Source organism: Pseudomonas sp. B35(2017), assembly GCF_002113645.1.
Lineage (GTDB): Bacteria > Pseudomonadota > Gammaproteobacteria > Pseudomonadales > Pseudomonadaceae > Aquipseudomonas > Aquipseudomonas ekonensis.
Genome location: NZ_NEIZ01000013.1, coordinates 100094 through 123388, shown reverse-complemented (window position 1 = coordinate 123388; position 23295 = coordinate 100094). Strand labels below are relative to the sequence as shown.

The 23295-nt window shown below is 66.2% G+C and carries 20 protein-coding genes; 11 read left to right on the top strand and 9 right to left on the bottom strand.

Going from position 1 to position 23295, the window contains the following annotated elements; translation table 11 throughout:
• Position 1: 1 nt before the first annotated feature.
• Genes CAG41_RS20240 through CAG41_RS20230 form a run of 3 tightly spaced genes read right to left on the bottom strand, consistent with a single transcriptional unit; the run spans position 2 to position 3579 of the window.
• Positions 2-949, bottom strand: coding sequence for a dihydrodipicolinate synthase family protein (locus CAG41_RS20240; RefSeq protein ID WP_085585576.1), 948 nt, complete (start codon positions 947-949; stop codon positions 2-4).
• Positions 950-1001: 52 nt separating this feature from the next.
• The gene (locus tag CAG41_RS20235; protein WP_085585578.1) at positions 1002-1928 is read right to left on the bottom strand and encodes a 4-hydroxyproline epimerase; all 927 of its coding nucleotides are present in this window, start codon (positions 1926-1928) and stop codon (positions 1002-1004) included.
• 22 nt (positions 1929-1950) lie between these two features.
• Positions 1951-3579 carry an APC family permease gene (locus CAG41_RS20230; RefSeq protein WP_085639296.1) on the bottom strand — a complete coding sequence of 543 codons (1629 nt, stop codon included), beginning with the start codon at positions 3577-3579 and terminating at the stop codon, positions 1951-1953.
• Between the two features lie 290 nt (positions 3580-3869).
• On the opposite strand from CAG41_RS20230, the gene CAG41_RS20225 reads away from it, so the two are divergent.
• On the top strand, positions 3870-4640 hold the full coding sequence (locus CAG41_RS20225; RefSeq protein WP_085585582.1) for an AraC family transcriptional regulator: 771 nt from the start codon (positions 3870-3872) through the stop codon (positions 4638-4640).
• Between the two features lie 18 nt (positions 4641-4658).
• Here the strand turns inward: CAG41_RS20225 and CAG41_RS20220 are convergent, their stop codons facing one another.
• Positions 4659-5087 (bottom strand): hypothetical protein, encoded by a 429-nt coding sequence (locus CAG41_RS20220; protein WP_085656465.1) that lies wholly within the window; start codon positions 5085-5087, stop codon positions 4659-4661.
• Between the two features lie 181 nt (positions 5088-5268).
• On the opposite strand from CAG41_RS20220, the gene CAG41_RS20215 reads away from it, so the two are divergent.
• The 3 genes from CAG41_RS20215 (at position 5269) to CAG41_RS20205 (ending at position 9706) form a co-directional block, all read left to right on the top strand.
• Positions 5269-6933, top strand: coding sequence for a hypothetical protein (locus CAG41_RS20215; protein WP_139834987.1), 1665 nt, complete (start codon positions 5269-5271; stop codon positions 6931-6933).
• A 115-nt stretch (positions 6934-7048) separates the two neighbouring features.
• A complete protein-coding gene (locus CAG41_RS20210; RefSeq protein WP_085585588.1) occupies positions 7049-7429 on the top strand; it encodes a RidA family protein in 381 nt (126 codons plus the stop codon).
• 288 nt (positions 7430-7717) lie between these two features.
• Entirely contained in the window at positions 7718-9706 is a 1989-nt protein-coding gene (locus CAG41_RS20205; RefSeq protein WP_085585590.1) for a U32 family peptidase, read from the top strand.
• 42 nt (positions 9707-9748) lie between these two features.
• Here CAG41_RS20205 and CAG41_RS20200 read toward each other — a convergent pair whose 3' ends face one another.
• The 3 genes from CAG41_RS20200 to CAG41_RS20190 form a co-directional block, all read right to left on the bottom strand.
• Positions 9749-10984, bottom strand: coding sequence for an aromatic ring-hydroxylating dioxygenase subunit alpha (locus CAG41_RS20200; RefSeq protein ID WP_085707393.1), 1236 nt, complete (start codon positions 10982-10984; stop codon positions 9749-9751).
• A 119-nt stretch (positions 10985-11103) separates the two neighbouring features.
• Positions 11104-12453: an MmgE/PrpD family protein gene (locus CAG41_RS20195; RefSeq protein ID WP_085707392.1), complete on the bottom strand. Its 1350-nt coding sequence runs from the start codon at positions 12451-12453 to the stop codon at positions 11104-11106.
• A 137-nt stretch (positions 12454-12590) separates the two neighbouring features.
• A complete protein-coding gene (locus CAG41_RS20190; RefSeq protein ID WP_085707391.1) occupies positions 12591-13550 on the bottom strand; it encodes a LysR family transcriptional regulator in 960 nt (319 codons plus the stop codon).
• 371 nt (positions 13551-13921) lie between these two features.
• On the opposite strand from CAG41_RS20190, the gene CAG41_RS20185 reads away from it, so the two are divergent.
• The 7 genes from CAG41_RS20185 to CAG41_RS20155 all read left to right on the top strand — a co-directional run bounded on the left by CAG41_RS20185 (position 13922) and on the right by CAG41_RS20155 (position 22027).
• Entirely contained in the window at positions 13922-14956 is a 1035-nt protein-coding gene (locus CAG41_RS20185; RefSeq protein WP_085632892.1) for a glycine betaine/L-proline ABC transporter ATP-binding protein, read from the top strand.
• A 50-nt stretch (positions 14957-15006) separates the two neighbouring features.
• Complete coding sequence (gene proW / locus CAG41_RS20180; protein WP_085585600.1) at positions 15007-15960, top strand: glycine betaine/L-proline ABC transporter permease ProW; 954 nt, start codon at positions 15007-15009, stop codon at positions 15958-15960.
• 42 nt (positions 15961-16002) lie between these two features.
• Complete coding sequence (proX, locus tag CAG41_RS20175; RefSeq protein ID WP_085585603.1) at positions 16003-17028, top strand: glycine betaine/L-proline ABC transporter substrate-binding protein ProX; 1026 nt, start codon at positions 16003-16005, stop codon at positions 17026-17028.
• 64 nt (positions 17029-17092) lie between these two features.
• The gene (locus tag CAG41_RS20170; RefSeq protein ID WP_085632897.1) at positions 17093-18151 is read left to right on the top strand and encodes a GlxA family transcriptional regulator; all 1059 of its coding nucleotides are present in this window, start codon (positions 17093-17095) and stop codon (positions 18149-18151) included.
• A gap of 114 nt (positions 18152-18265) precedes the next feature.
• Positions 18266-19582 carry an FAD-binding oxidoreductase gene (locus CAG41_RS20165; RefSeq protein ID WP_085632899.1) on the top strand — a complete coding sequence of 439 codons (1317 nt, stop codon included), beginning with the start codon at positions 18266-18268 and terminating at the stop codon, positions 19580-19582.
• Positions 19583-19632: 50 nt separating this feature from the next.
• A complete protein-coding gene (locus CAG41_RS20160) occupies positions 19633-20535 on the top strand; it encodes a dihydrodipicolinate synthase family protein (protein WP_085632901.1) in 903 nt (300 codons plus the stop codon).
• Position 20536: 1 nt separating this feature from the next.
• Positions 20537-22027: an aldehyde dehydrogenase gene (locus CAG41_RS20155; protein WP_085656456.1), complete on the top strand. Its 1491-nt coding sequence runs from the start codon at positions 20537-20539 to the stop codon at positions 22025-22027.
• A gap of 10 nt (positions 22028-22037) precedes the next feature.
• On the opposite strand, the gene CAG41_RS20150 is transcribed toward CAG41_RS20155, so the two are convergent.
• Positions 22038-22682 (bottom strand): paraquat-inducible protein A, encoded by a 645-nt coding sequence (locus tag CAG41_RS20150; protein ID WP_085585614.1) that lies wholly within the window; start codon positions 22680-22682, stop codon positions 22038-22040.
• Complete coding sequence (locus CAG41_RS20145; RefSeq protein ID WP_085632907.1) at positions 22679-23272, bottom strand: paraquat-inducible protein A; 594 nt, start codon at positions 23270-23272, stop codon at positions 22679-22681. The genes CAG41_RS20150 and CAG41_RS20145 overlap by 4 nt, the downstream gene beginning before the upstream one ends.
• Positions 23273-23295: the final 23 nt, after the last annotated feature.

Below are 23295 nucleotides of genomic sequence, written 5' to 3'. Positions count from 1 at the left end.
GTCAGGCGAGGTTCTGTTCCGCCGACCAGTTTTCGTACCAGTGGCGGAACAGCGCGTACTGGTTTTCCGCGTAGCGGCGCTGGGCGTCGGTGAGCGCGTCGGTCTCGTTGAAGTGCAGGGTGTATTCCTTGTCGCCGTTGAGCACCATCAGGTGCTTGTAATACAGCACCAGGTCGGTGCCTTCGTCGAAGGACGACAGCACTGCCAGCGCCGACTCCAGCTCACGGGCCTGGCGACGGGCCTTGGCGTCGCCCTTGGCCGCCTGCTTGCTCAGGGCCACCAGTCGCAGCACTTCCCGGGGCAGGGCGTTGCCGATGCCGGTGATGGCGCCGGTGGCGTTGCAGTTGACGAAGCCGTGCACCACCTGGGTATCGACGCCGACCATGAGGGTCACGTCGTCATCCTTGGAGGTGATGTGTTCGGCGGCGTAGCGCAGGTCGGCGGCGCCGCCGAACTCCTTGAAGCCGATCAGGTTCGGGTGCTCGCGGCGCAGTTCGAAGAATAGGTCGGCGCGGGTGGCGAAGCCGTAGTAGGGGCTGTTGTAGATCACCGCCGGCAGCTTCGGCGCGGCGTTGAGGATGGCGGCGAAGTGGGCCTTCTGCGCGGTCGCCGAGGCGCCCCGGGACAGCACGCGGGGAATCACCATCAGGCCCTGGGCGCCGACCTTGGCCGCATGGGCGGCATGGGACACGGCCTCGCGGGTGTTGACCGCACCGGTGCCGACGATGGTCGGGATACCGGCGGCCACCAGGCGCGCCACGCCTTCCTGGCGCTCGGCTTCGGTCAGCAGCGGCCAGTCGCCCATGGAGCCGCAGTACACGACTGCGCTCATGCCGATGTCGATCAGCTCGCGCCCCTTGGCCACCAGCGCGTCGAAGTCCGGTTTGCGCTGTGGGGTGCACGGGGTCATCAGGGCGGGCATGCAGCCGGTGAAAATGTTGTCGCTCATGGTCGTTCTCCAGGGTTCAGTGATTGATCGGGTTGAAAAGCGGCGCGGCGGCTCAGATGCCCCACGCGAACGGATCGGTTTCGTCGATCAGCAGGGTGCTGTCGGCGGTCATGTGGGCGCGGCCGGTGATGGCGGGGCGAATGCGTTCGCCTTCCCATTCGTAGCGGCCCTCGAAGCGGCTGCCGGTGACGCTCGCCTGCACCCAGCGCTGGCCGGGCGCAAGCTTGCCGTCGGCGGCCAGGCACGCGAGCTTGGCGCTGGTGCCGGTGCCGCAGGGCGACCGGTCGTAGGCCTTGCCGGGGCACATGACGAAGTTGCGGCTGTCGGCCTGGGCGTCGGCGGCGAACAGTTCGACATGGTCGATCAGTGCGCCGTCCTCACCGTGGATGCCTTGGGCTTCGAGGGCCTTGAGCATCGCCCAGGTGAACTCGGTGAGGGCTTCGGCGTTGTCCAGGGTCAGCGTCTGCCCGTGCTCGGAGACAAGGAAGAACCAGTTGCCGCCCCAGGCGATGTCGCCGAGGAAGCGGCCGTGGCCCGGCACGTCTACCGGCACCTGTTTGCGGTGGCGGTAGGCGGGCACGTTGTACAGGGTCACCGCGCCGTCCTCGTGCAGGACCGCACTGACCGGGCCCACCGGCGTGTCGATCTTGTGCACGCCGGGCGCGATCAGGCCCAGGTGCGCAAGCGACGCGACCAGGCCGATGGTGCCGTGGCCGCACATGCCCAGGTAACCGGCGTTGTTGAAGAAGATCACGCCGCAGGTGGCCTCCGGCGACACCGGTTCGCAGTACAGGGCGCCGACCAGCACGTCGTTGCCGCGGGGCTCCAGCAGGCAGGCGCGGCGCCATTGGTCGTGGTGCTGGCGCAGGGCGTCGCGTTTTTCGGCCATGGTGCGGCCGGGCAGGTCGGGGAAGCCTTTCATCACCAGGCGCGTGGGTTCGCCGCCGGTGTGCGAATCGATGACGTGTACTCGTTTCATGGACGTGTCCCGTTGAGTGGTTTCAGTAGGCGCCGGCGGTGCGCGGCTTGGCGGTGGCGTGGTCGGAGGCGGCGGCTTCGCTTTCGTCATCCTCGGATTCCAGCTGCAGCAGGTGCGCCGGCACGCCGGTCGCCGCGCCCCAGTAGTAGATACCGGTGGCGCAGGCGGCCACGACGAGGGTGTCGAACGGGTGGGCAAGCAGGCCCAGGCCGCCGAAGGTGCCGAGTTTCGACAGCACCAGGGTCACGGCGTAGAACGCGATCAGCCAGGCCGAGGAGCGCACTTGCCGCGCCAGGCTCAGGTGGGCGGTGGGCACGAACCGGCCGCACAGCAGGTACACGACGAACATCAGGATCTGCAGGCCGAGCAGCCAGGACACGGTGTTCCAGCCCGACCAGTAGACGATCAGCGCGGCGATGATGAACGACACCGGCCCCAGCACGCCCATGCGCTTGACCCGGAACGGGCGCGGCAGGTCCGGCGCGTTGCGGCGCAGCGCCGCCACGGACACCGGCGCCACGGCATAGCTGAGCACCAGGGCGGCGGACACCACGTTGATCAGCGCTTCCCACGACGGGAACGGCAGCGTCCAGAACACCGACAGGCCGAAGGTCAGCCACAGCGCCGGGCGCGGAATCCCGGACTGGGCGTCGATGCGGGTGAAGACCTTGAAGAAGGTGCCGGTCTGCGCCCAGCCGTAGATCACCCGCGGGGTGGCGTTCATGTAGATGTTGCCGCAGCCGCTGGGGGAGATCACCGCGTCGGCCACCACCAGATAGGCCAGCCAGCCCACGCCCAGCGCCAGGGCGATGTCGCGGTAGGGCAGGGCGAATTCCTTGGTCACGCCGGCCCAGCCGTTGGCGAGCATTTCGGTGGGCACGCCGCCGAGGAACGCCACTTGCAGCAGCACGTAGATGGCGGTGGACAGCAGCACCGACAGGATCAGCGCGATCGGAATGGTGCGCTGCGGGTTCTTCACCTCGCTGGCCACCGAGATGATCGGGGTCAGGCCGAGGTAGGCGAAGATGATCCCGCCGGCGGACACCGCCATCTCCACACCGGACAGGCCGAACGGGGCGAAGCCCTGGACCTGGAAGTTCTCTGGCTTGAAGAAGGTGAACAGCACGCCGATCACCAGCAGCGGCACGATGAACTTGAACACGCTCACCAGGTTGTTGGCCTTGGCGAAGGTCTTCACGCTGCGGTAGTTGAGCAGGAAGAACACGCAGAGCAGGCCGAACTGCACCAGCCAGCCCAGCAGCGTCGGGTCGCTGCTGCCGGCCTTGGTCAGGCCGGGGAACCACGCCGCCGCGTATTGCCGCGACGCCACCACTTCGATCGCCACCAGGCTGGAGAAGGCGATCAGGGTGATGAAGCCCATCAGGTAACCGAGCAGCGGCCCGTGGGAATACACCGGGTAACGCACCACGCCGCCGGCCCGGGGCAGGGCCGCGCCCAGTTCGCAGTAGACGATGCCCAGCAGCAACACGGCGAACCCGCCCAGCAGCCAGGAGAAGATCCCCGCCGGCCCGGCGATGGCGGACACGTGGCTGGCCGCGAACAGCCAGCCCGAACCGAAGATCGCACCGAGCCCGATGAAGGTGAGGTCGATCAATGAGAGTTGTTTCTTGAACTTGCCTTGGCCTGACATGGCATCGCCTTCTTGTGAGTTATTGGATAGGCAGTCGTGACGTCATTGGAACGGCCAAACAATGAACCCATCGGCTGCGGCGCGATTGATGTTTTGTGCAGGCACCGATGACGAAATCGGCACAGTCGCGGTTCCGCGCACCAGCCCTCGACACGCCGTCGGCGTTGCTGCACTCTGCACCCGGACTGCATTGCACCCGGACTGCAGTGCACCCGGACCGCATTGCACCCGAACCGCATTGCATCTGGACCGCATCGGGCCGGACCATCCGCCGGAGGGAGAGACTCACCATGCACGACGCATTCGCGATCCTGTGCCAGGGCGACGACGCGCACCGGCCCCGCACGCTCCAAGAACTGCTGGCGGGGGTGGGGCTGCTGTTGCCGATGCTGGATGCGATCCCCAACGCGGCGATCTTCATCAAGGACGTGGAGGCGCGGTACGTCCTGGCCAACCGCACGCTGGTGCAGCGCTGCGGGTTGAAGGACCTCAAGCCGCTGCTGGGCAAGACCAGCGCGCAGGTGTTTCCGGCGCAGCTGGGGCCGGGCTACACCGAGCAGGACCGGCGGGTGCTGGAGGAAGGGTGGGTGCTGGAGGACCAGCTTGAGCTGCACCTGTACGGCAGCCGCGAGCCGGGCTGGTGCCTGACCCACAAGCGGCCGCTGTACGACCGCGACGGTGCGATCATCGGCCTGGCGGGGATTTCCGTGGACCTGCAGTCGGCCAGCGAAACCCACCCGGCGTTCCAGCGGCTGGCGGCGGTGGACGAACACATCCGCGCCCATTTCAACCGGCGTGTCACCCTGGGCGAGCTGACCCGCATCGCCGGCATTTCAGTGGCGCAGCTGGAGCGCTACTGCAAGCGGGTGTTCCACCTCACGCCCCGGCAGATGATCCAGAAAGTGCGCCTTGAGCATGCGCACCGGCTGCTGCACACCGACCTGCCGATCACCGAGGTCGCGCTGCAGTGCGGCTACACCGACCACAGCGCATTCACCCGGCAATTCAAGGCCTCGACCGGCTTCACGCCGCGCCAGTACCGGCAGGCGACCGCGCCGTGAAGGCGGGCGCCTTGCGGATCAAGGGGCGCGTCGCAACGCCAAGGCGAGGGACATCTTGCCGATCAGCGCGGCGATTTCCTTGGCGCCGAAGCAGCGGAACTTGACGCTGCCGGCCGGGGTGTCGAGGCGCACGATCTTGGTCACGAACCCGCCCTCGACGGTGACCTTGCGGATCGCGGCCATCGGCACTTCGATGTCCATCGTGCCGGTCTGCACCGCGCGGTTCATGGCGTTGGCGCTCAAGCGCACGGCGCGCTGGGTGACCTCCACCTTGCCGCCGACCCACAGGCCGCCGTACGCCTCCTTGAACGCGTCCAGCACTCCGGCCAGGACAGCGACATGGCCTTCACCGACGTCGTCATAGAAATCGGCGACTTCGTCGTCGTTCATTTCGGCATCGGCCACCAGAAAGTTGGCCAGTTTCGATTTCAAGATCTCTTCGCTCATCCATGCCTCTCCATGATCGGGTTCGCCCTCCCAAAAACAGATGCCTGTTTACCTGATCGCGGTGCCGGAGGCCAACCGAATGTCTAGCGCCGATGCTGCTTCGGTGCCGGCCCAGTGCGTTTTCGCCAAGGCCTGCTAGCGTTGATCCTTCATCGTCAATCAGCCGACAGGAATGGATGCCATGAGCCAACGAACAACCTTGTGTCTCGTGAACGTGAGCGGGCACGACATCGCGGCCATGCTGGTCAGCGGCGCCAGCGGCTTCGAAAAGGGCAATGACCCGTCGGGGTTCATCCACGGCCCTTTGCCCAACCAGGATTCGGTCACAGGTTACGTCGAGCTGATTGCCGCCCCGGCGAACTTCACCGTCGGGCTGACCTTCGCCGACGGCACCACCCTGAGCTTCACGGACGACCAGCAAAGCGCGCAGACCCGGCACATCGGCGTGATCCCCCACACCGGCACGGCGCAGGGCCTGGAGGTGTGGCGCAGCACCGGGGGCGATGTGGGCGACAGCTCCCACGGCACCAACGGCCTCTACATCCGGACGGTGGCGGTGCCCGACCATTCCGGCTGGATGGGGGCGCTGCAGAAGCGCAAGCCCGGCATCCTGCTCAACGACGTGACGATGCCCGGCAGCCACGACGCGGGCATGTACGTGACCCACGACTATCCGTTGGGGGGCGGCGGCGAGTGGGCCAAGACCCAGAGCCTGACCACCCTGCAGCAGCTTCAGGCCGGTTCGCGCTATTTCGATCTGCGGATCTGCTGGCGCGACGGCCACCTGTCGACCTATCACGGGGACACCGGCTACGGCGCCTACGGGGCGCTGCTGAGCGACATCCTCACGGATGTGCAGGCCTTTCTTACCGGCCCCAGCGGCAATGAGGAAGTGGTCATCCTCAAGTTCTCCCACACCTACACGGACACGATCGACAGCATCATCGACGTGGTGAAGACCCAGTCGATGCGGCTGATGCTCCCGAAACAGGGCTCGGGAACCAATCTCGCGCAGACGCCGTTGAGCATGATGAAAGGCAAGATCGTCATGGTGTTCGACAGCGAGTTCGAGGGGGAGTGGGACCAGGCGCAGGGGATCTGGCCGTACTTCGACACGACGGAAAACCCGTCGTCGGTCATCGGGCGGGATCTGACGGTCTACGACCATTACGCCGACCAGACCGATTACCCGACCATGGCCGGCGACCAGACGGCCAAGCTCGGCAAATACGGCGGTTGGGGGGACAGTTATCTGTTCTTGCTGTCGTGGACGTTGACCGGGGACACGCAGGTGCGCGATATCGAGGTGCTGGCCGGCATGGCCAACCCGTGGTTGCCCCAGGTGCTTGCCGACAAGACGCTCAGGCAAGGGCGGCGCCCGAACATCGTTTACCTCGACTTCATCGACCCTTGGCTGTGCGGGGTGATCCTCGGACTGAACGACCAGGTGCTGATCCGTCGCTACAACTACGCATCGGCAGGCGGCATCGGCGATTGCCTGGGGATGTGCCCGCCCTCGGGGGGCTGGCAGTTTCCCGTTCCGCTGTTCTACGCGCCGACGGTGGCCGCTGCCGGCAACGTGCCGGTCTACCAGTACCAGGCGCACGATCCTGAGCGCTACTGCTACACCCTGGACAGCGACTTCCCGTTCGGCACCCGCGAGCAGGCGCCGTTCTTCGGGCTCGTCGCCGGGCAGCCGGACAGTGCACCGCTGTACCAGTACATCAAGCCGTTCACCGACAAGCACGGCAAGCCGCAGACCGCCTATGGCTACGGCCTGACGACGACACCGCCGGCCGGCTGGGGCAACAGCGGCGTGGCGTTCGACGTGTTGCCGTATCGTTGAGGCGCTTCGGCGGGGGCGGTGAGCAGGTGGCCTGCCGGGTGTTCGCGGGGTCGGCAACGGCGGACATCTGGCTTACACTGGCCGCCGTTTTTCCATCCACCGACAAGAGATAGCCATGGCCAACGCGGACATCACCTTCATCCCCGATCCCGATGCGGACTCCATTTCCTCCGACGTCGCCGGCTTCGGCGGCCTGCTGGTCTCCACCCAGATCCCGACCCGCGCCGACGGCAGCCTTGAGCTGGGCGACATCACCCTGCAAAGCGAATGCACCCTGCAAGCGCTGAAAGTGGCGCTGGAGAAGGCCGGCAGCTCGATGGACCGGGTGCTGCACCTGACCATCTACCTCACCGACATGGCCGACCGCGCGGCGTTCAACGAAGTCTACAAGCGCTTCTTCGCCAAGCCTTGGCCAGTGCGCGCCGCCGTCGGCGTGGCCTCCCTGGCCGTGGACGGCATGCGCGTGGAAGTCACCGCCATGGCCGCCAAGGCCTGATCCCGATCCCTTGGCGGGAGCGAGCGGGTCAGCCAATGATGATGTCGGCAATGCCGGCCTCATCGCTGGCAAGCCAGCTCCCACAGTGATCCCAGGTGTTCGCAATCGCTGTACACCACCAAACCCTGTGGGAGCTGCGGTGCGACGATTCGACTTGCCAGCGAAGAGGGCAGTCCTGCCGACATCTGTGGTGCCTGACCCACCGCCATCGGGCAGGGCACGCGTGCCGCCCGGCCGTTTCGCAGCTACAATGCGCGCCTCAACCGTGTCAGCCTGATTAAAAAAACTATGTCCTTGCCCAAGCATCACCTGGAACTGCTCAGCCCTGCCCGCGATGTGGCCATCGCCCGCGAGGCCATCCTGCACGGCGCCGATGCCGTCTACATCGGCGGCCCGAGCTTCGGTGCGCGCCACAACGCCTGCAACGAGGTGAGCGAGATCGCTGAGCTGGTGAAGTTCGCCCGCCGCTACCACGCGCGGATCTTCACCACCATCAACACCATCCTGCACGACAACGAACTGGAGCCGGCGCGTAAGCTGATCCATCAGTTGTACGACGCCGGCGTCGATGCGCTGATCGTCCAGGACCTGGGGGTGATGGAGCTGGACATCCCGCCGATCGAGCTGCACGCCAGCACCCAGACCGACATCCGCACCTTGGCACGGGCCAAGTTCCTCGATCAGGCCGGTTTCTCCCAGCTGGTGCTGGCCCGTGAGCTGAACCTCAAGGAAATCCGCGCCATCGCCGACGAGACCGACGCGGCCATCGAATTCTTCATCCACGGCGCGCTGTGCGTGGCGTTCTCCGGGCAGTGCAACATCTCCCACGCGCAGACCGGCCGCAGCGCCAACCGCGGCGACTGCTCCCAGGCCTGCCGCCTGCCGTACACCCTCAAGGATGAGAAGGGCGGCGTGATCGCCTACGAAAAGCACCTGCTGTCCATGAAGGACAACAACCAGAGCGCCAACATCCGCGCCCTGGTCGAGGCCGGCGTGCGTTCGTTCAAGATCGAAGGGCGCTACAAGGACATGGGCTACGTGAAGAACATCACCGCCTACTACCGCCAGCGCCTGGACGCCGTGCTCGAAGACCGCCCGGACCTGGCCCGCGCCTCCAGCGGCCGCACCGCGCACTTCTTCGTGCCGGATCCGGAAAAGACCTTCCACCGCGGCAGCACCGACTACTTCGTCAGCGAGCGCAAGATCGACATCGGCGCGTTCGACTCGCCGACCTTCACCGGCCTGGCCGTGGGCACCGTGGAGAAAGTCGGCAAGCGTGACCTGCAAGTGGTCACCCACGAGCCGCTGTCCAACGGCGACGGCCTCAACGTGCTGATCAAGCGCGAAGTGGTGGGTTTCCGCGCCAACATCGCCGAGCCCAAGGGCGAGTTCGACGAAGACGGCGAAAAGCGCTACCGCTACCGCGTCGAGCCCAACGAAATGCCGGAAGGCATGTACAAGCTGCGGCCGAACCATCCGCTCAACCGCAACCTCGACCACAACTGGCAGCAGGCCTTGCTCAAGACCTCCGCCGAACGCCGGGTCGGCGTGTCGTGGGCGGCGCGTCTGCGCGAAGAGCGTCTGGAACTGACCGTCACCAGCGAGGAGGGCGTCAGCGCCAGCGTGGCCCTGGACGGCCCGTTCGGCCTGGCCAACAAGCCGGAGCAGGCGTTGGAGCAACTGCACGACCTGCTCGGCCAACTGGGCACCACCCAGTACCACGCCACCGCCGTCGAGCTGGACGCGCCGCAGGCGTTCTTCATCCCGAACTCGCAGCTCAAGGCCCTGCGCCGCGAAGTGATCGACGCGCTGACCGAGGCGCGGATCGCCGCCCACCCGCGTGGCGGGCGCAAGGCCGAGACCACGCCGCCGCCGGTGTACCCGGAGTCGCACCTGTCGTTCCTGGCCAACGTCTACAACCAGAAGGCCCGCGACTTCTACCACCGTCACGGGGTCAAGCTGATCGACGCGGCCTACGAGGCCCACGAAGAACCGGGCGAAGTGCCGGTGATGATCACCAAGCACTGCCTGCGGTTCTCCTTCAACCTGTGCCCGAAACAGGCCAAGGGCGTGACCGGCGTGCGCACCAAGGTGGCGCCGATGCAGCTGATCCACGGCGACGAGGTGCTGACCCTCAAGTTCGACTGCAAGCCGTGCGAGATGCACGTGATCGGCAAGATGAAAGGCCACATCCTCGACCTGCCGCAGCCGGGCAGCGTGGTCGGCCACATCAGCCCCGAAGACCTGCTCAAGACCATCCCCCGCGCCCCGCACTGACCGGGTGCCGGCGCGCGCCTCCGCGTCGCGCCGGCCGCCGGCTCAGCCCACGGACTTCAGCGGGATCGGCCCCTGGAGCCGCTCCGTCAGGGTGGCGCAGTACCAGTCGTCGAACTGGCACACGCCGGTCTCCGCCGTTTCCGAGTAGGGCCCCGGCTCGTAGGACGGCGACGTCACGCCGCGCTGCGTGCCTTCCACCAGCGTGCGGTCCTGGTCGTTGGTGGCGAGCCAGACCTTGGTCAGCCGCTCGATGTCGTAGTCCACGCCTTCCACCGCCGAACCGTGCACCAGCCACTTGGTGGTCACCAGCGTCTCGGTGGCGCTGATCGGCAGCACCCGGAAACTCAGCGCATGGTCGCCCAGGAAGTGGTTCCAGGTGGACGGGTAGTGGAAGTACAGCAGCGCGCCGATGTCCGGTTCGCCGGTCTTGTCGAGCCTGCCGGCCACCGCCGGCTTGCCGTCCAGGGTGTAGCTCACCGCGCCGGACGACAGCGGGATGCGGGTCATGCGGAACTGGCCTTTGATGTCCATCACCAGGCGGCTCGGCAGCCCGGCGCTCTCGCAGGTGTTCCAGTAGGCCGACAGCACGGGGTCGTCCTCGCCGCTGGTGCCGCCCACCGACAGGTTGTCGACGAACGACTTCAGCAGCTCAGGGTGCGAACCGTCGCAGTGGTAGCACTCGCGGTTGTTCTCGAACACCAGTTTCCAGTTGCCCTTTTCGACGATGTTCGACTCGAACGCCACTTTGCAGTCGTCGAGGAAGTGCGGGGCGAGGAACGGGCTGACTGCCTTGCGGAAACCCTCGAAGTCCGGCGCCTTGGCCGCGACGCAGACATAGATGTAGCTGTGCACGATCTCGCAGTGCACGGGCTTGAGGTTGTATTGCGTCTTGTCGAAGTCCTGGCCCATGTTGCCGGCGAACAGCAGGTTGCCGTCCAGCTCGTACGTCCACTTGTGGTAGGGGCAGACCATCTTCGCCACCTTGCCGTGATCGGCTTCGCAGATCTTCGCGCCGCGGTGGCGGCAGGCGTTGTGGAAGGCGCGCACTTCGCCGTCCTTGCCGCGCACCACCGCGACCGGGTAATCGCCGACCTGCAAAGTGAAGTACTGGCCCGGCTTGGGGATCTCGAAGGTGTGCCCGGCGAAGATCCAGTCCTTGTGCCAGAGGTGCTCCAGGTCCTGCCGGTAGACCTCTTCGTCCTTGTAGAGGGCGCCCGGCAACGAATGCCAGGGTTTGCGCTGTTTGATCAGGTCAAGCACGGTGTCTTTGTTGTTCATTGTTTTCCTCGCCATGAGCGTTGGGGCCGGTTTCCCGCCGGGGATGACTGACAGCAGCCTATCCCCGGGAGGAAAACCGTCACAAACGACATTTGCTGCGGGCAATCGATGCGTTGAGGTTATGGAACGGAGCGGTCGGACGCCTGGAACAGCGGCTCCAGCGCCACGATGGCGGACGGTGCCCGGGCCAGTTGCCGCACGGCCTGTTTCACGGCCTGGGCGTGTTCCTGGCCGAGGCGGGCAGCGAACAGATCGAACTTGTGTTCGAGCTCCAGCGCCGTGAGTGCCGTGGCGGGGTCGCCACGGGCGGCGGTGATGGGGCTGACGACCTGGCTGCCGTCTTTGCGGGTGACGGTGAGCCGCGAAAGGATTTCGCCGGGGAACCGCGCCGAGAGATCGGCGGCCTCGACGACCTCGATGCGCCGGCTCAGGGCCAGGATGTCGGCGGCGTGGATGGCCGCGCCGGTGACTTCTTCCGGCCCCAGCCGGCCCCTGACGATCAGCGCCGCCAGCGGGAAGGCGAGGGCGTACTGGGCCTGGTCGGCGTCATGCGGCGTGTGGCCTTGCAGGCACATCGACTCGTAGAAGGTCTCCACGCGGAGCGTTTCGATGGCGTCGGCGGTGAGGCCGGGATCGATGCGCTGCAGTTCCAGCATCGCCGTCAGCGCCGGCTGCGCCCAGCGGCAGACCGGCCAGGGCTTGAAGTACTGGCTGTCGATTTCCCAGCGCTGGCCGAGGTCGCTCCAGTGTTCGGCCACCGAGGCATCCTCGACCGTTTCCGCCGGCGCGCCGGTCACGCCCTCCATGGCCATCAGCAGCGCATTCAGCCCGGTGAACGCCCCGGCGCCGTGGGCGTCGCGCAGCATGGTCGGCGCCAGCACCACGCGCATCATCGGGCAACGGGCGCTGAAGTATTCGGCGATGCCCAAGGCATGGCGGAAGGTCGCTGCGTCGAAGTCCAGCAAGCGGGCACCGGCGCAGACCACGCCGATGGCCGAGAACCCGCCGGAGGCGTGGTAGGTGGGCGAGGTCGCCATCAGCGCGGTGCCGGCGCGCAGGGCGGTTTCATAGCCGATGCACAGCGCGGTCAGCAGTTCATGGCCGCTGATGGCCTTGCCTTGCCGGTGCAACGCATCCGCCAGGGCGAGCAGCGCCGGCACCACGGTGGCGCCGGCATGGCCCTTGGAACGGAAATGGCCTTCATGGGCGTCGAGGCTGTCGGCGCAGAAGCCACCGGCCCAACCGGCCCCGAGCACGTTGACCGGATGGCCGTCGAAAGGCAGGCGGCTGGTGAAGGCCGCGGCGGGGTAGTGCGACCGGGCGAAGCGGCGCAGCATCGTACTCGTGTCGTTGGACGCGGCGCCCGCCATCACGCCGACGATGTCCAGCAGGCTGTCCTGCAGGATCTCCCGGGTGCGGGGCGGCGCGTCGAGGAAATCGAAACCGCGGCAGAATTCGTAGAGTGACATTCAGCAATTCCTTCCTGTGAGAGAGCCGAACCAGTGCCTGGCCGGCGCGGCTCAACAATGGGTCAGGAAGGCGGTGAGGCTCCAACGACATTTTCGCCGTGCAATCGATAACCGGACCGAATGCACAGCACCCTGGCTCAGCGGCGGGGGAACTTGGAGAGGATCCACTCGCGAAAGCGCCGCAGGGCGTCTTCGTTGTCCGCGCCGTCCCGGCAGCTGAGGTAGTGCCAGCTGTTGCGCAACTGGACTTCCTGCTCGATGGGGCGCACCAGCAAGCCTTGCTGCAGCAGCGGCGCCACCAGGTGGTTCCAGCCCAGCGCGATGCCCTGATGGGTCAGCACCATGCTGATCAGCAGGTTGTAGTCGTTGGCGTTGAAGATCTGCGGGCTGGCGGCCGGCCGGTCGTCGATGTCGATGGCCTGGAACGCCAGCCACACGCCCCAGTCGACGTGCTCGGCCACCTGCGAGCGGCCGTAGGGGCTGAGGTTCAGCAGGGCCGAGTCGCGCACGCCTTCGATGGTCGAGATCTCCGGGTGCTTCTCCAGGAACTGCGGCGTGCACACCGGGTAGATGATGTCGTGGCACAGCGGGTAATTCCTGTACCCCTCGCGGATGCGCGCGATCTTGGTGATGAAGATGTCGGGCTGGACGCCCGGCTCCATGGTCAGGAAGTTCTGCGTGGTGATCAGGTTCAGCTCGATGCCCTCGCTTTGGGCGAAGAACTCGGGCAAATGGTTCGACAGCCACAGGGCGGAGAACGCCGGCGAACAGCAGACGGTCAGGACTTTCTTGCCCGACTGGCTGCTGCGGATGCGCTCGGCGGCCTGGGCGATGTTGACGAACGACAGCTGCGCGGCATCGAAGAACAGCGCGCCCGCCGAAGTCAGTTCGACGGCGCGGCCCACCCGGGTGAACAGCTGCGCGCCCAGGTAGCTTTCCAACTCGCGGATCTGCCGGCTGATGGCGGCCTGGGACACGCACAGCGCTTCGGCCGCCCGGGTGAAGCTCAGGTACTTGGCGGCCGCGACGAACGCCTTCACCGCCCGCAGCGACGGCATTTTCAAAAGGACGGTGTCTGGGTCCACATGCTTGGTCATCGGTACAGCCTCCTCACGGTACGCCTGCGCTGTGCATTGAAGCGCGACGAGGGTATCGGATGCCTGCGCGCGGGGATATGCCGGTGTCGCAGCAAGGATAGCCCCGGTCGCTGGCGGACGTTCTTCGCCTGCTCCGGCAACGGCCTGCGCAATCGATAACCCGACGTTATCAACTGGTGCCTGTAAATGTCGTTGGAATGTAAACAGGGATGCTAATAGATTTGAATCGTCCCTCTTTCCTGGGGCCCCAAAAACAATAAAAGGAAACCCGTCGTGACGACCTATAAGCATGACCGCTGCCGCTCAACAACAAGTTCGCCCCAATGCATATCGCCAAGTAAGCCATATGCACAATGCGAAGGAGGCAAGGTATGAATCGCTGCGACGACATCATTTGCGTAAAGAACGTCTATAAAGTGTTCGGCACTCATCCGGAACTGGCGATGAAGTTGATCGAAGAGGGCGCCTCGAAAGCCGAAGTGTTCAAGAAGACCGGCCAGGCCATCGGCGTGTTCGACGCCAACTTCTCGGTTCGGCGCGGCGAGATCTTCGTCATCATGGGGCTGTCCGGTTCGGGCAAGTCCACCATGGTCAGGCTGTTCAACCGCCTGATCGAACCCACCAGCGGCAGCATCTTCCTCAACGGCAAGGAAATCACCGGCCTGGGCGACAAGGACCTTTTGCAGGTGCGGCGCAAGGACATGGGCATGGTGTTCCAGTCGTTCGCCCTGATGCCCCACATGAGCGTCATCGACAACGTCAGCTTTGGCCTTGAGATCAGCGGCGTCGGCGAAAAGGAACGCTACTGCCGGGCCATGGGCGCCCTGGAACAGGTCGGCCTGGCCGGCCAGGAATTCAGCTTTCCCCATCAACTGTCCGGCGGCATGCAACAGCGTGTCGGCCTGGCCCGAGCCCTGGCCAACGACCCGGCGATCCTGCTGATGGACGAGGCGTTCTCCGCCCTCGACCCGATGATCCGCAGCGAAATGCAGGGCGAGCTGATCAAGCTCCAGGCCGAACAGGACCGCACCATCATTTTCATCTCCCACGACATCGAAGAGGCCGTGCGCATCGGCCACCGCATCGCGATCATGGAAGGCGGGCGCGTGGTGCAGATCGGCACGCCGCGCGAGCTGCTGTGCAATCCGGTCAACCAATACGTGCGGGACTTCTTCAACGGCTTCGACACCAGCCGGATCCTCAAGGCCGGCGACATCGCGCAGCAGGACGCGGCCATCACCTATACGCCGGGGCAGCAGACGCCCATCCGCGCCGAGGCCTCATTGAAGGAAATATTCCATCTTGTCGCCGCGTCGGCCGCGCCCATTCCGGTGGTGGATGAAGTGGGCCTTTATAAAGGTTCGATCTCCCAGGGGCATCTGCTTAGTTGCCTCTGCAATAACTGAACAGTTGTTCTTTCGAAATGCCAAGCGGTAGATGAAGGCGAGGTAGCATCATGTCGGACTTTAACTTTATGGATCCTTTCCAAAGTTTGAACATTCCTTTGGGAACTTGGGTCGAGACCGTCCTTAAATATCTGGTTCATAACTTCCGGGACGTGTTCCGTTCCATTCGCTGGCCGGTCGACCAAGTGCTCGACGGCGTCCAGTGGAGCCTGCTGTCGGTGCCGCCGACGGTGTTCATCCTCATCGCCGGCCTGATCAGCTGGCAGATCGGCGGCAAGCGCATCGCGATCTTCAGCGTGGCGACGCTGACCGGGCTCGGCCTGATCGGCGTGTGGAACGACGCCATGGTCACCCTGGCGCTGGTGCTGACCTCGCTGCTGTTCTGCGCGGTGATCGGCATCCCGCTGGGCATCCTCTGCGCTCGCAGCGACCGCACCGAAATGGTCATCCGCCCGGTGCTCGACGCCATGCAGACGCTGCCCGCGTTCGTGTACCTGGTGCCGGTGGTGATGCTGTTCGGCATCGGCAACGTGCCGGGGGTGATCGTCACGATCATCTTCTCCGTCGCGCCGCTGGTGCGCCTGACCAACCTCGGCATCCGCCAGGTGCCGGCGGACAAGGTCGAGGCGGCGCGAGCGTTCGGCTGCACGCCGACGCAGATGCTGATGAAGGTGCAACTGCCGCTGGCCGCGCCGACGATGATGGCCGGGCTGAACCAGACCCTGATGCTGTCGCTGTCGATGGTGGTCGTCGCGTCGATGATCTCGGTCGGCGGCCTGGGCCTGATGGTGCTCAGCGGCATCGGCCGCCTCGACATGGGCCTGGCCAGCGTCGGCGGCGCCGGGCTGGTGCTGCTGGCGGTGTTCCTCGACCGCCTGACTCAGGCCATGGGCGAGCGCAGCAGCGACTTGGCGACCGGCCAGCGCTGGTACCAGACCGGCCCGGTCGGCCTGGTCATGAAACTGAAGAAAAAGAAGAACGTGGCCCGCGCGGTCATCAATTGATCCTTTCTGCTCACCGAACAACACTCCTAAGCGTGGTGAAACATGAAATTGGCAAACCTTAAGCAAAGCGTCGTGGCGACCGTGGCGGCGTCTGTCCTGGGCACCTTTCTGAGCGCGGCGGCTTTCGCGGCCGACGCCGCCAAGCCCGGCGCCGGCGTGTCGATCACCCCGATTTTCCCGACCATCGCCGAAGAGCGCTTTCGCGGCGAGGTGGTGATCGCCGGCCTCAAGGAACTGGGCTACGACGTCAAGCCGCCGAAGGAGACCGACTACCCGGCGATGTTCCTGGCGCTGTCCTACGGCGATGCGGATTTCACCGTGCACGAGTGGGAGCACCTGCACGAATCGTTCTACGAGAAGGCCGGCGGCGACGACGTGATGGTCAAGGTCGGGCAGATCATGAAGGGCGTGCTGCAGGGCTACCTGATCGACAAGAAGACCGCCGAGGCCTACCACATCAAGGACCTCTCGGACCTGAAAAAGCCGGAGATCGCCAAGCTGTTCGACAGCAACGGCGACGGCAAGGCCGACCTCACCGGCTGCAACCCCGGCTGGGGCTGCGAAGTCATGGTCGAGCACCACATGAAGGCCTACGGCCTGGGGCCGACGGTGGTCGACAACCGCGGCTCGTACTTCGCCCTGATGGCGGACACCATCGCCCGCTACCAGCAAGGCAAGCCGGTGCTGTTCTTCACCTGGGTGCCGCAGTGGATCTCCAGCGTGCTGGTCGAGGGCCGCGACGTGGTCTGGCTGCCGGTGCCTTACACCGACCTGCCCGAGGGCAAGGAAAGCCAGGACACCTTCTACGAAGGCAAGAACCTGGGCTTCCCGGTGGACACGATCAACGCCGTGATGAACAAGGACTTCGCCGCGAAGAACCCGGTGGCCCGCAAGTTCCTGTCGGAGGTCAGCATCAGCACCGCCGACGAGAGCGCGCAGAACCTGCGGATGCAGAACGGCGAGAAGTCCCTGGCCGACATCAAACGCCATGCCGCCGAGTGGATCAAGGCCCACCAGGCCGCCTACGACGGCTGGCTCAGCGATGCGCGGGCCGCTGCGGGCAAGTGAGCCCGGGCGGCAGACAGGCGGCCGGGCAACGGCCGGTTCAACGAAGGTCAAGGGGAGGCGCGAGATGGACACTTTCCAGAGCACATTGAAACTGCAGAACATCGGGTTCCGGCCATCCGCGCATTCGGCGGGGCATGAGCGCACCGTGCGCGTGGCGTTCATCCTGCTCGACCATTTCTCGCTGACCAGCCTGTCCACCGCCATGGACGCCCTGGCCACGGCCAACTTGATCAACGGCGACACGTTCTACAAAGTCTCCACCTGGTCGTTGCAGGGCGGCCCGGTGGACAGCGACGTGGGCGTGCCGCTGTCGTCTGGCCGGTTGGTGGCCGAAGGCTTCAGCCATGACGCGGTGATCGTGGTCGGCGGCCAGCGCGTGCGGCTGTCGCCCCAGCCGCTGCTGCGCCGGGTGCTGAAACGCACGGCCGCCGGCAAAGGCGTAGTGGCGGGGTGCTGGAACGCGGCGTTCTTCCTGGCCGACGCGGGCCTGCTCGACGGCCAGGACTTCGCCTGCCACAGCGACAGCCGCGCGTTGCTCGGCGAGTACTTCCCGCACTTGAGCGACAGCGGCTGCGACGTCGCCTTCGGGCAGCGTCGGGCCACCTGCGCCACGGCGCCCTCGGCCCTGGACATGGTGCTGGCGATCATGGAGGAACTGGGGGCGGGCAGCGATGCGTCGCGGGTGGGCGAAATCAAACGGGTTCACCAACCCCGGTCGCAGGTTCCGCCGCGCGGCGCCGAGGTTCGCCCGGCGCTGATCCCCAAGCCGCTGGACGCCGCGCTCTCGCTGATGGAACGGCACATCGAGGAGCCGCTGGAGATCGACGAGATCGCCAGCCACGTCGGTGTGTCCCGCCGGCAACTGGAGCGACGGTTTGCCCAGTACCTGAAGGCGGCGCCCAACCGCTATTACCTGGAACTGCGCCTGACCCGGGCGCGGCAACTGATCGTGCAGAGCGACCGCTCACTGACGGACGTGGCGCTGGCCACGGGGTTCGTCAGCTATCCGCACTTCTACAAGCGGTTCAAGGATCTGTTCGGGCTGCCGCCGATGACCTTCAGGGACTACCACCATGTGCATGAGCACCACGGCGGGCGCTACGCCGTCGCCGCCGGCTTCTGACTGAAGCGCCTCCACCGGCGCTCCGTTCGACAGTTGTTTTCATCAAACGCCACTGCGCGCGTTCGCTGCGTGCCGGGTTCGATTTGCCCTTTGGATACTAAACGGTTCAACACTATGAAAGTCAGTTCGTTGCCCGCCGATGATGACAGCTGCGGCTGGTTCCACTTAAGCCGCCCGCGCAGCCCCGAGCCCGGCCACCGGGGGCACACCAGCGCCCGTTGGGTGGTGGTGGGCGCCGGTTTCACCGGGCTCGCGGCGGCCCGGCGGCTGGCGCTGAATTTTCCCGACGACAGCGTGGTGCTGGTCGAGGCCCAGGAAGTGGGGCTGGGGCCGTCGGGCCGCAACGCCGGGTTCGCCATCGACCTGCCCCACGATATCGGCGCCGAGGACTACATCGGCGACATCGGCCTGGCCCGCACCAGCCTCAAGCTCAACCTGGCCGGGCAGTCGATCCTGCGCGAGCTGGTGGACCAGTTCGGCATCGAGTGCCAGATGAAGGCCTGCGGCAAGTACCAGGCCGCCGTGGAGGACCGCGGCATCGCGGTGCTGGATGCCTATCGCCTGGGCCTGGACAAGCTCGGCCAGCCTTACCAGATGATCAATGAGGACGAATTGCCCGAGCACCTGGGCACGCGGTTCTACCGCCGGGCGCTGTACACGCCGGGGGCGGTGCTGCTGCAACCGTCGGCGCTGGTGAAAGGGCTGGCGGACAGCCTGCCGGCGAACGTCACCCTGTACGAGCGCACGCCGATCCTGGAAGTGGAGTACGGCGCCAAGACCGTGCTCCGGCACGCCTACGGCAGCCTCACCGCCGACAAGCTGATCCTGGCCAACAACTCGTTCGGCATGCGTTTCGGTTTTCTGCAGGGCCGCATGCTGCCGATCTACACCTACGCCAGCATCACCCGGCCCCTGACCGCCGACGAGCAGGCGCGGCTGGGCGGCAAACCCTACTGGGGCGCGATCCCGGCCGACCCGTTCGGCACCACCGTGCGGCGCACCCCGGACAACCGCCTGCTGATCCGCAACAGCTTCAGCTTCAACCCCGACGGGCGCAGCAACCGCAAGTACAACGAACGCTTCGTGCGCCGCCACAAGGCCTCGTTCGACCAGCGCTTCCCGATGCTGCCGGACGTCACGTTCGAGTACACCTGGGGCGGGGCGCTGGCCATGTCGCGGAACCACAACGGCTTTTTCGGCGAGCTGGCGCCCAACGTCTACGGCGCGCTGGGCTGCAACGGCCTGGGCGTCACCCGCGGCACCGTCACCGGCCAGTTGCTGGCCGACTGGCTGGCCGGCGCGCGCGACCCCTTGATCGATTTCCTGCTCGAAGCCCCGGGGCCCAACGGCAATCCGCCCGAACCGTTCCTGTCGCTGGGGGTGAACATGAACCTCAAGTGGGGGCAGTACCGCGCGGGCCGGGAAAGCTGAACGCCACGTTTTCGCAACCGTTTGAACATCGCACACACTGGAGAAGACCCATGAACTTTGACGGCATCTTTACCCCCGCCATAACGCCGCTGTCCGCCGATGGCCAGATCGATTACGCCGCGTTCGCCGAGGTGATCGAGCACCTGATCGAATCCGGCGTGCACGGCATCGTCATCGGCGGTTCCACCGGCGAGTACTACGCCCACACCGCCGCCGAGCGGCTGAAGGTGGCCGAGCAGGCGAAGGCGTTCATCAAGGGCCGCGTGCCGCTGGTGATCGGCACCGGCGGCATCCGCACCGAAGACGCGGTGTACTTCGCCGAACACGCCAAGTCCCTGGAGGCCGACGCCATCCTGGTGGGCTCGCCGCCCTATGCGCTGCCGACCCAGCAGGAAATCGCCGCCCACGTACTGGCCGTGGACGAGGCCGCGGGCCTGCCGATCATGCTCTACAACTACCCGGCGCGGATGGGCGTGGGGATGGGCAACGAATTCTTCGACGCCATCGCCGGCTGCAAGAACATCGTCGCGATCAAGGAAAGCTCCGGCGACACCGCGCGCCTGCACCGTCTGGCCCACGCCTATCCGTCGATCCAGCTGTCCTGCGGCTGGGACGACCTGGCCCTGGAATTCTTCGCCTGGGGCGCCCGCAGCTGGGTGTGCGCCGGCTCCAACTTCCTGCCCCGCGAGCACGTCGCGCTGTATGAAGCGTGCGTCCTGGAAAAGAACTTCGACAAGGGCCGGCGGATCATGTCGGCGATGCTGCCGCTGATGGATGCGCTGGAAAGCGGCAAGTTCGTCCAGTCCATCAAGTACGGCTGCGAGCTGGCGGGCCTGCGCGCCGGCGGCGTGCGCAAGCCGATGCTGGCGCTGGACGCCGCCGAGCGGCAGGCGCTGGAGCGCGTCGTCACGACGCTCAAGGACAACGTCGCCCGCATCGTCGGGGAGGCCTGACATGAGCGATCTTCTGAGCCGTCAGCAATACCGTGACCTGGCCGCCGGGCTGGAACTGCGCAACCGCGCCTTCATCGACGGCGCGTTCTGCGCGGCGTTGTCCGGCAAGACCTTCACCACCACCAACCCGGCCACCGACGAGGTGCTGACCGAGATCGCGGCGTGCGGCGCCCAGGACGTGGACGCCGCCGTCGCCGCCGCCAAGCGGGCGTTCGACGACGGCCGCTGGCAATCGCTGGCGCCGTCGGCGCGCAAGTCGGTGCTGCTGCGCTTCGCCCAACTGCTGGAGGACAACGCCCACGAACTGGCGCTGCTCGAAAGCCTGGACAGCGGCAAGCCGATCCGCGAATGCCAGACCATCGACGTGCCCGAGACGATCCATACGCTGCGCTGGCACGCCGAACTGATCGACAAGGTCTACGACGCGACGGCGCCCACCGGCTCCGGCGCGGTGACGATGGTCGTGCGCGAGCCCATCGGCGTGGTCGGCCTGGTGCTGCCGTGGAACTTCCCGCTGCTGATGCTGGCCTGGAAAATCGGCCCGTCCTTGGCCGCCGGCTGTTCGGTGGTGGTCAAACCGGCCAAGGAAACCACCCTGAGCACCCTGCGCGTGGCCGAGCTGGCGCACCAGGCCGGGATCCCGGCGGGCGTGTTCAACGTGGTGCCAGGCGGCGGCAAAGAGGCGGGCGAGCCGCTGGGCCGCCACCCGGACGTGGCCATGGTCAGCTTCACCGGTTCCACCGACACCGGCCGGCTGTTCCTCAAGTACTCCAGCGAATCCAACCTCAAGCGCATCGTGCTGGAGTGCGGCGGCAAGAACCCGGCAGTGGTGATGAACGACGTCGAAGACCTCGACCACGTCGCCCGGCATGTGGTCAACGGCGCGTTCTGGAACATGGGCGAGAACTGCTCGGCGTCGTCGCGGCTGATCGTGCACGCCGACGTCAAGGAAGCCTTGCTCGAACGCATGCTGGCGCAACTGGCGGACTGGAAGATGGGCGATCCGCTGGATCCGGAGAACCGCCTGGGGTCGATGATCAGCAAGGCGCATTTCGACAAGGTGCGCGGCTACCTCGACGAAGCCAGGGATCGACAGCTCTCGCTGCGGGTCGGCGGCGACACGGCCAAGGGCATCTTCGTCGAGCCGACGATCATCGATGGCGTCACCCGTGACAGCCGTCTGTTCCAGGAGGAAATCTTCGGCCCGGTGCTGGGCGTGACCACCTTCACCACGGTGGACGAGGCCATCGACCTGGCCAACGACACCGCCTACGGCCTGGCGGCGTCGGCCTACACCGGCAGCCTGCGCCATGCGCTGAAACTGTCGCGGGGCATTCGTGCCGGCATCGTCACGGTGAACTGCTTTGGCGAGGGCGACGCCTCCACGCCGTTCGGCGGCTACAAGGAGTCCGGCTTCGGCGGGCGCGACAAGTCGGTCTGGGCCCACGACCAGTACACGGAGCTGAAGACGATCTGGATCGACGCCTCTTGACGCGCAGGCGTTAAGGGCCGGCGGCGTCTTCCACGGCGCCGTCGGCCGCCGGCTCGTCCCAGATCAGGCGCGGGTCGAAGCTCATCGCCGAGAGCATGGTGAACACCACCACCAGCCCGAAGAACAGAATGCCCGGCCGTGGCTCGATGTCGCCCAGGGCCTGGAACTTCACCAGTGCCGCCACCAGCGCCACCACCAGTACATCCAGCATCGACCAATACCCGATCAGCTCGACGAAGCGGTACAGCTTCGAACGCTCGCGCCGGGCCCAGGCGCTGTTGCGCTGCACGCTGACCAGCAGCAGCGACAGGGCGACGAACTTGATTCCCGGCACCGCGATGCTGGCGATGAAGATGATCAGGGCGATGTCCCAGGCGCCGTGCTCCCAGAACTCGATGACCCCGCTCATGATCGTGCTGTCGGCGCCGTTGCCCAGCAGGGTGGTGTTCATCACCGGCAGCAGGTTGGCCGGCACGTAGAAGGCCAGGGCCGCGAACATGTAGGCCCAGGTGCGCGCCAGCGAGTTGGTCTTGCGCCGGTGCAGCGGGGCGTCGCAGCGCGGGCAGGTGTGCGGTTCGCCGGTCATGTCGCAGGCCAGCCCGCAGCTGTGGCACAGGCACAGGTTGAGTTCGGCGGCGGTCGGCGGTCGGTTCATGGCAGCTCCCAGAGGTCGCGCACGTCGCGCCCGGCGATGCGGATCAGCAACAGGCTCAATACGGCGAGGGCGAACAGGCCGATGCCCGGCAGCACATCCAGCATGCCCGCCAGCTTGAACACCGCGACCATGGCGCCGAGCAGGCACACCTCCAGCATGCTCCAGGGGCGCAGGGTCTCCAGCCAGCGCATGCACAGCTTGAAGCCCGGCGCCCGGTGCGCACCGAGGGCGAAGCACAGCACCCAGATCAGCAGCACCAATTGGAACGCCGGGGCGATGATGATCGCGATCGCCGCGACCATGGCCATGAAGGTGATCGGCCCCTGGCTCAGGGCGAGCACCGAGTCCCACAGCGTCGCGCTGTTCTTCAGGCCCTGCATGCTGATGCTCATCACCGGGTAGAAATTGGCGAACAGCCACAGCATGGCGGCGGTGAAGCTCAGGGCCAGGCGCTGCTGCACGGTCATGCCGCTGTAGCGCTGGAGCACGCCGCCGCAGCGCACGCAGAGGGTCTTCTGGTGCTTGGCGAGCGTGGCCTTGCGGTACACGCCATCGCAGTGCTCGCAGATGATCAGGTCGGTGCTGGCCATGGGCGCGCTCGACGGAAAACGGA

Bases quoted from the DNA above. Each gene is read 5' to 3' on its own strand.
- CAG41_RS20170 (WP_085632897.1), top strand. From the start codon at position 17,093: ATGGACACTTTCCAGAGCACATTGAAACTGCAGAACATCGGGTTCCGG.
- CAG41_RS20230 (WP_085639296.1), bottom strand. From the start codon at position 3,579: ATGTCAGGCCAAGGCAAGTTCAAGAAACAACTCTCATTGATCGACCTC.
- CAG41_RS20210 (WP_085585588.1), top strand. From the start codon at position 7,049: ATGGCCAACGCGGACATCACCTTCATCCCCGATCCCGATGCGGACTCC.
- CAG41_RS20165 (WP_085632899.1), top strand. From the start codon at position 18,266: ATGAAAGTCAGTTCGTTGCCCGCCGATGATGACAGCTGCGGCTGGTTC.
- CAG41_RS20225 (WP_085585582.1), top strand. From the start codon at position 3,870: ATGCACGACGCATTCGCGATCCTGTGCCAGGGCGACGACGCGCACCGG.
- CAG41_RS20195 (WP_085707392.1), bottom strand. From the start codon at position 12,453: ATGTCACTCTACGAATTCTGCCGCGGTTTCGATTTCCTCGACGCGCCG.
- CAG41_RS20150 (WP_085585614.1), bottom strand. From the start codon at position 22,682: ATGAACCGACCGCCGACCGCCGCCGAACTCAACCTGTGCCTGTGCCAC.
- CAG41_RS20240 (WP_085585576.1), bottom strand. From the start codon at position 949: ATGAGCGACAACATTTTCACCGGCTGCATGCCCGCCCTGATGACCCCG.
- proX (WP_085585603.1), top strand. From the start codon at position 16,003: ATGAAATTGGCAAACCTTAAGCAAAGCGTCGTGGCGACCGTGGCGGCG.
- CAG41_RS20190 (WP_085707391.1), bottom strand. From the start codon at position 13,550: ATGACCAAGCATGTGGACCCAGACACCGTCCTTTTGAAAATGCCGTCG.
- CAG41_RS20185 (WP_085632892.1), top strand. From the start codon at position 13,922: ATGAATCGCTGCGACGACATCATTTGCGTAAAGAACGTCTATAAAGTG.
- CAG41_RS20220 (WP_085656465.1), bottom strand. From the start codon at position 5,087: ATGAGCGAAGAGATCTTGAAATCGAAACTGGCCAACTTTCTGGTGGCC.
- CAG41_RS20205 (WP_085585590.1), top strand. From the start codon at position 7,718: ATGTCCTTGCCCAAGCATCACCTGGAACTGCTCAGCCCTGCCCGCGAT.
- CAG41_RS20155 (WP_085656456.1), top strand. From the start codon at position 20,537: ATGAGCGATCTTCTGAGCCGTCAGCAATACCGTGACCTGGCCGCCGGG.
- CAG41_RS20160 (WP_085632901.1), top strand. From the start codon at position 19,633: ATGAACTTTGACGGCATCTTTACCCCCGCCATAACGCCGCTGTCCGCC.
- CAG41_RS20215 (WP_139834987.1), top strand. From the start codon at position 5,269: ATGAGCCAACGAACAACCTTGTGTCTCGTGAACGTGAGCGGGCACGAC.
- CAG41_RS20145 (WP_085632907.1), bottom strand. From the start codon at position 23,272: ATGGCCAGCACCGACCTGATCATCTGCGAGCACTGCGATGGCGTGTAC.
- proW (WP_085585600.1), top strand. From the start codon at position 15,007: ATGTCGGACTTTAACTTTATGGATCCTTTCCAAAGTTTGAACATTCCT.
- CAG41_RS20235 (WP_085585578.1), bottom strand. From the start codon at position 1,928: ATGAAACGAGTACACGTCATCGATTCGCACACCGGCGGCGAACCCACG.
- CAG41_RS20200 (WP_085707393.1), bottom strand. From the start codon at position 10,984: ATGAACAACAAAGACACCGTGCTTGACCTGATCAAACAGCGCAAACCC.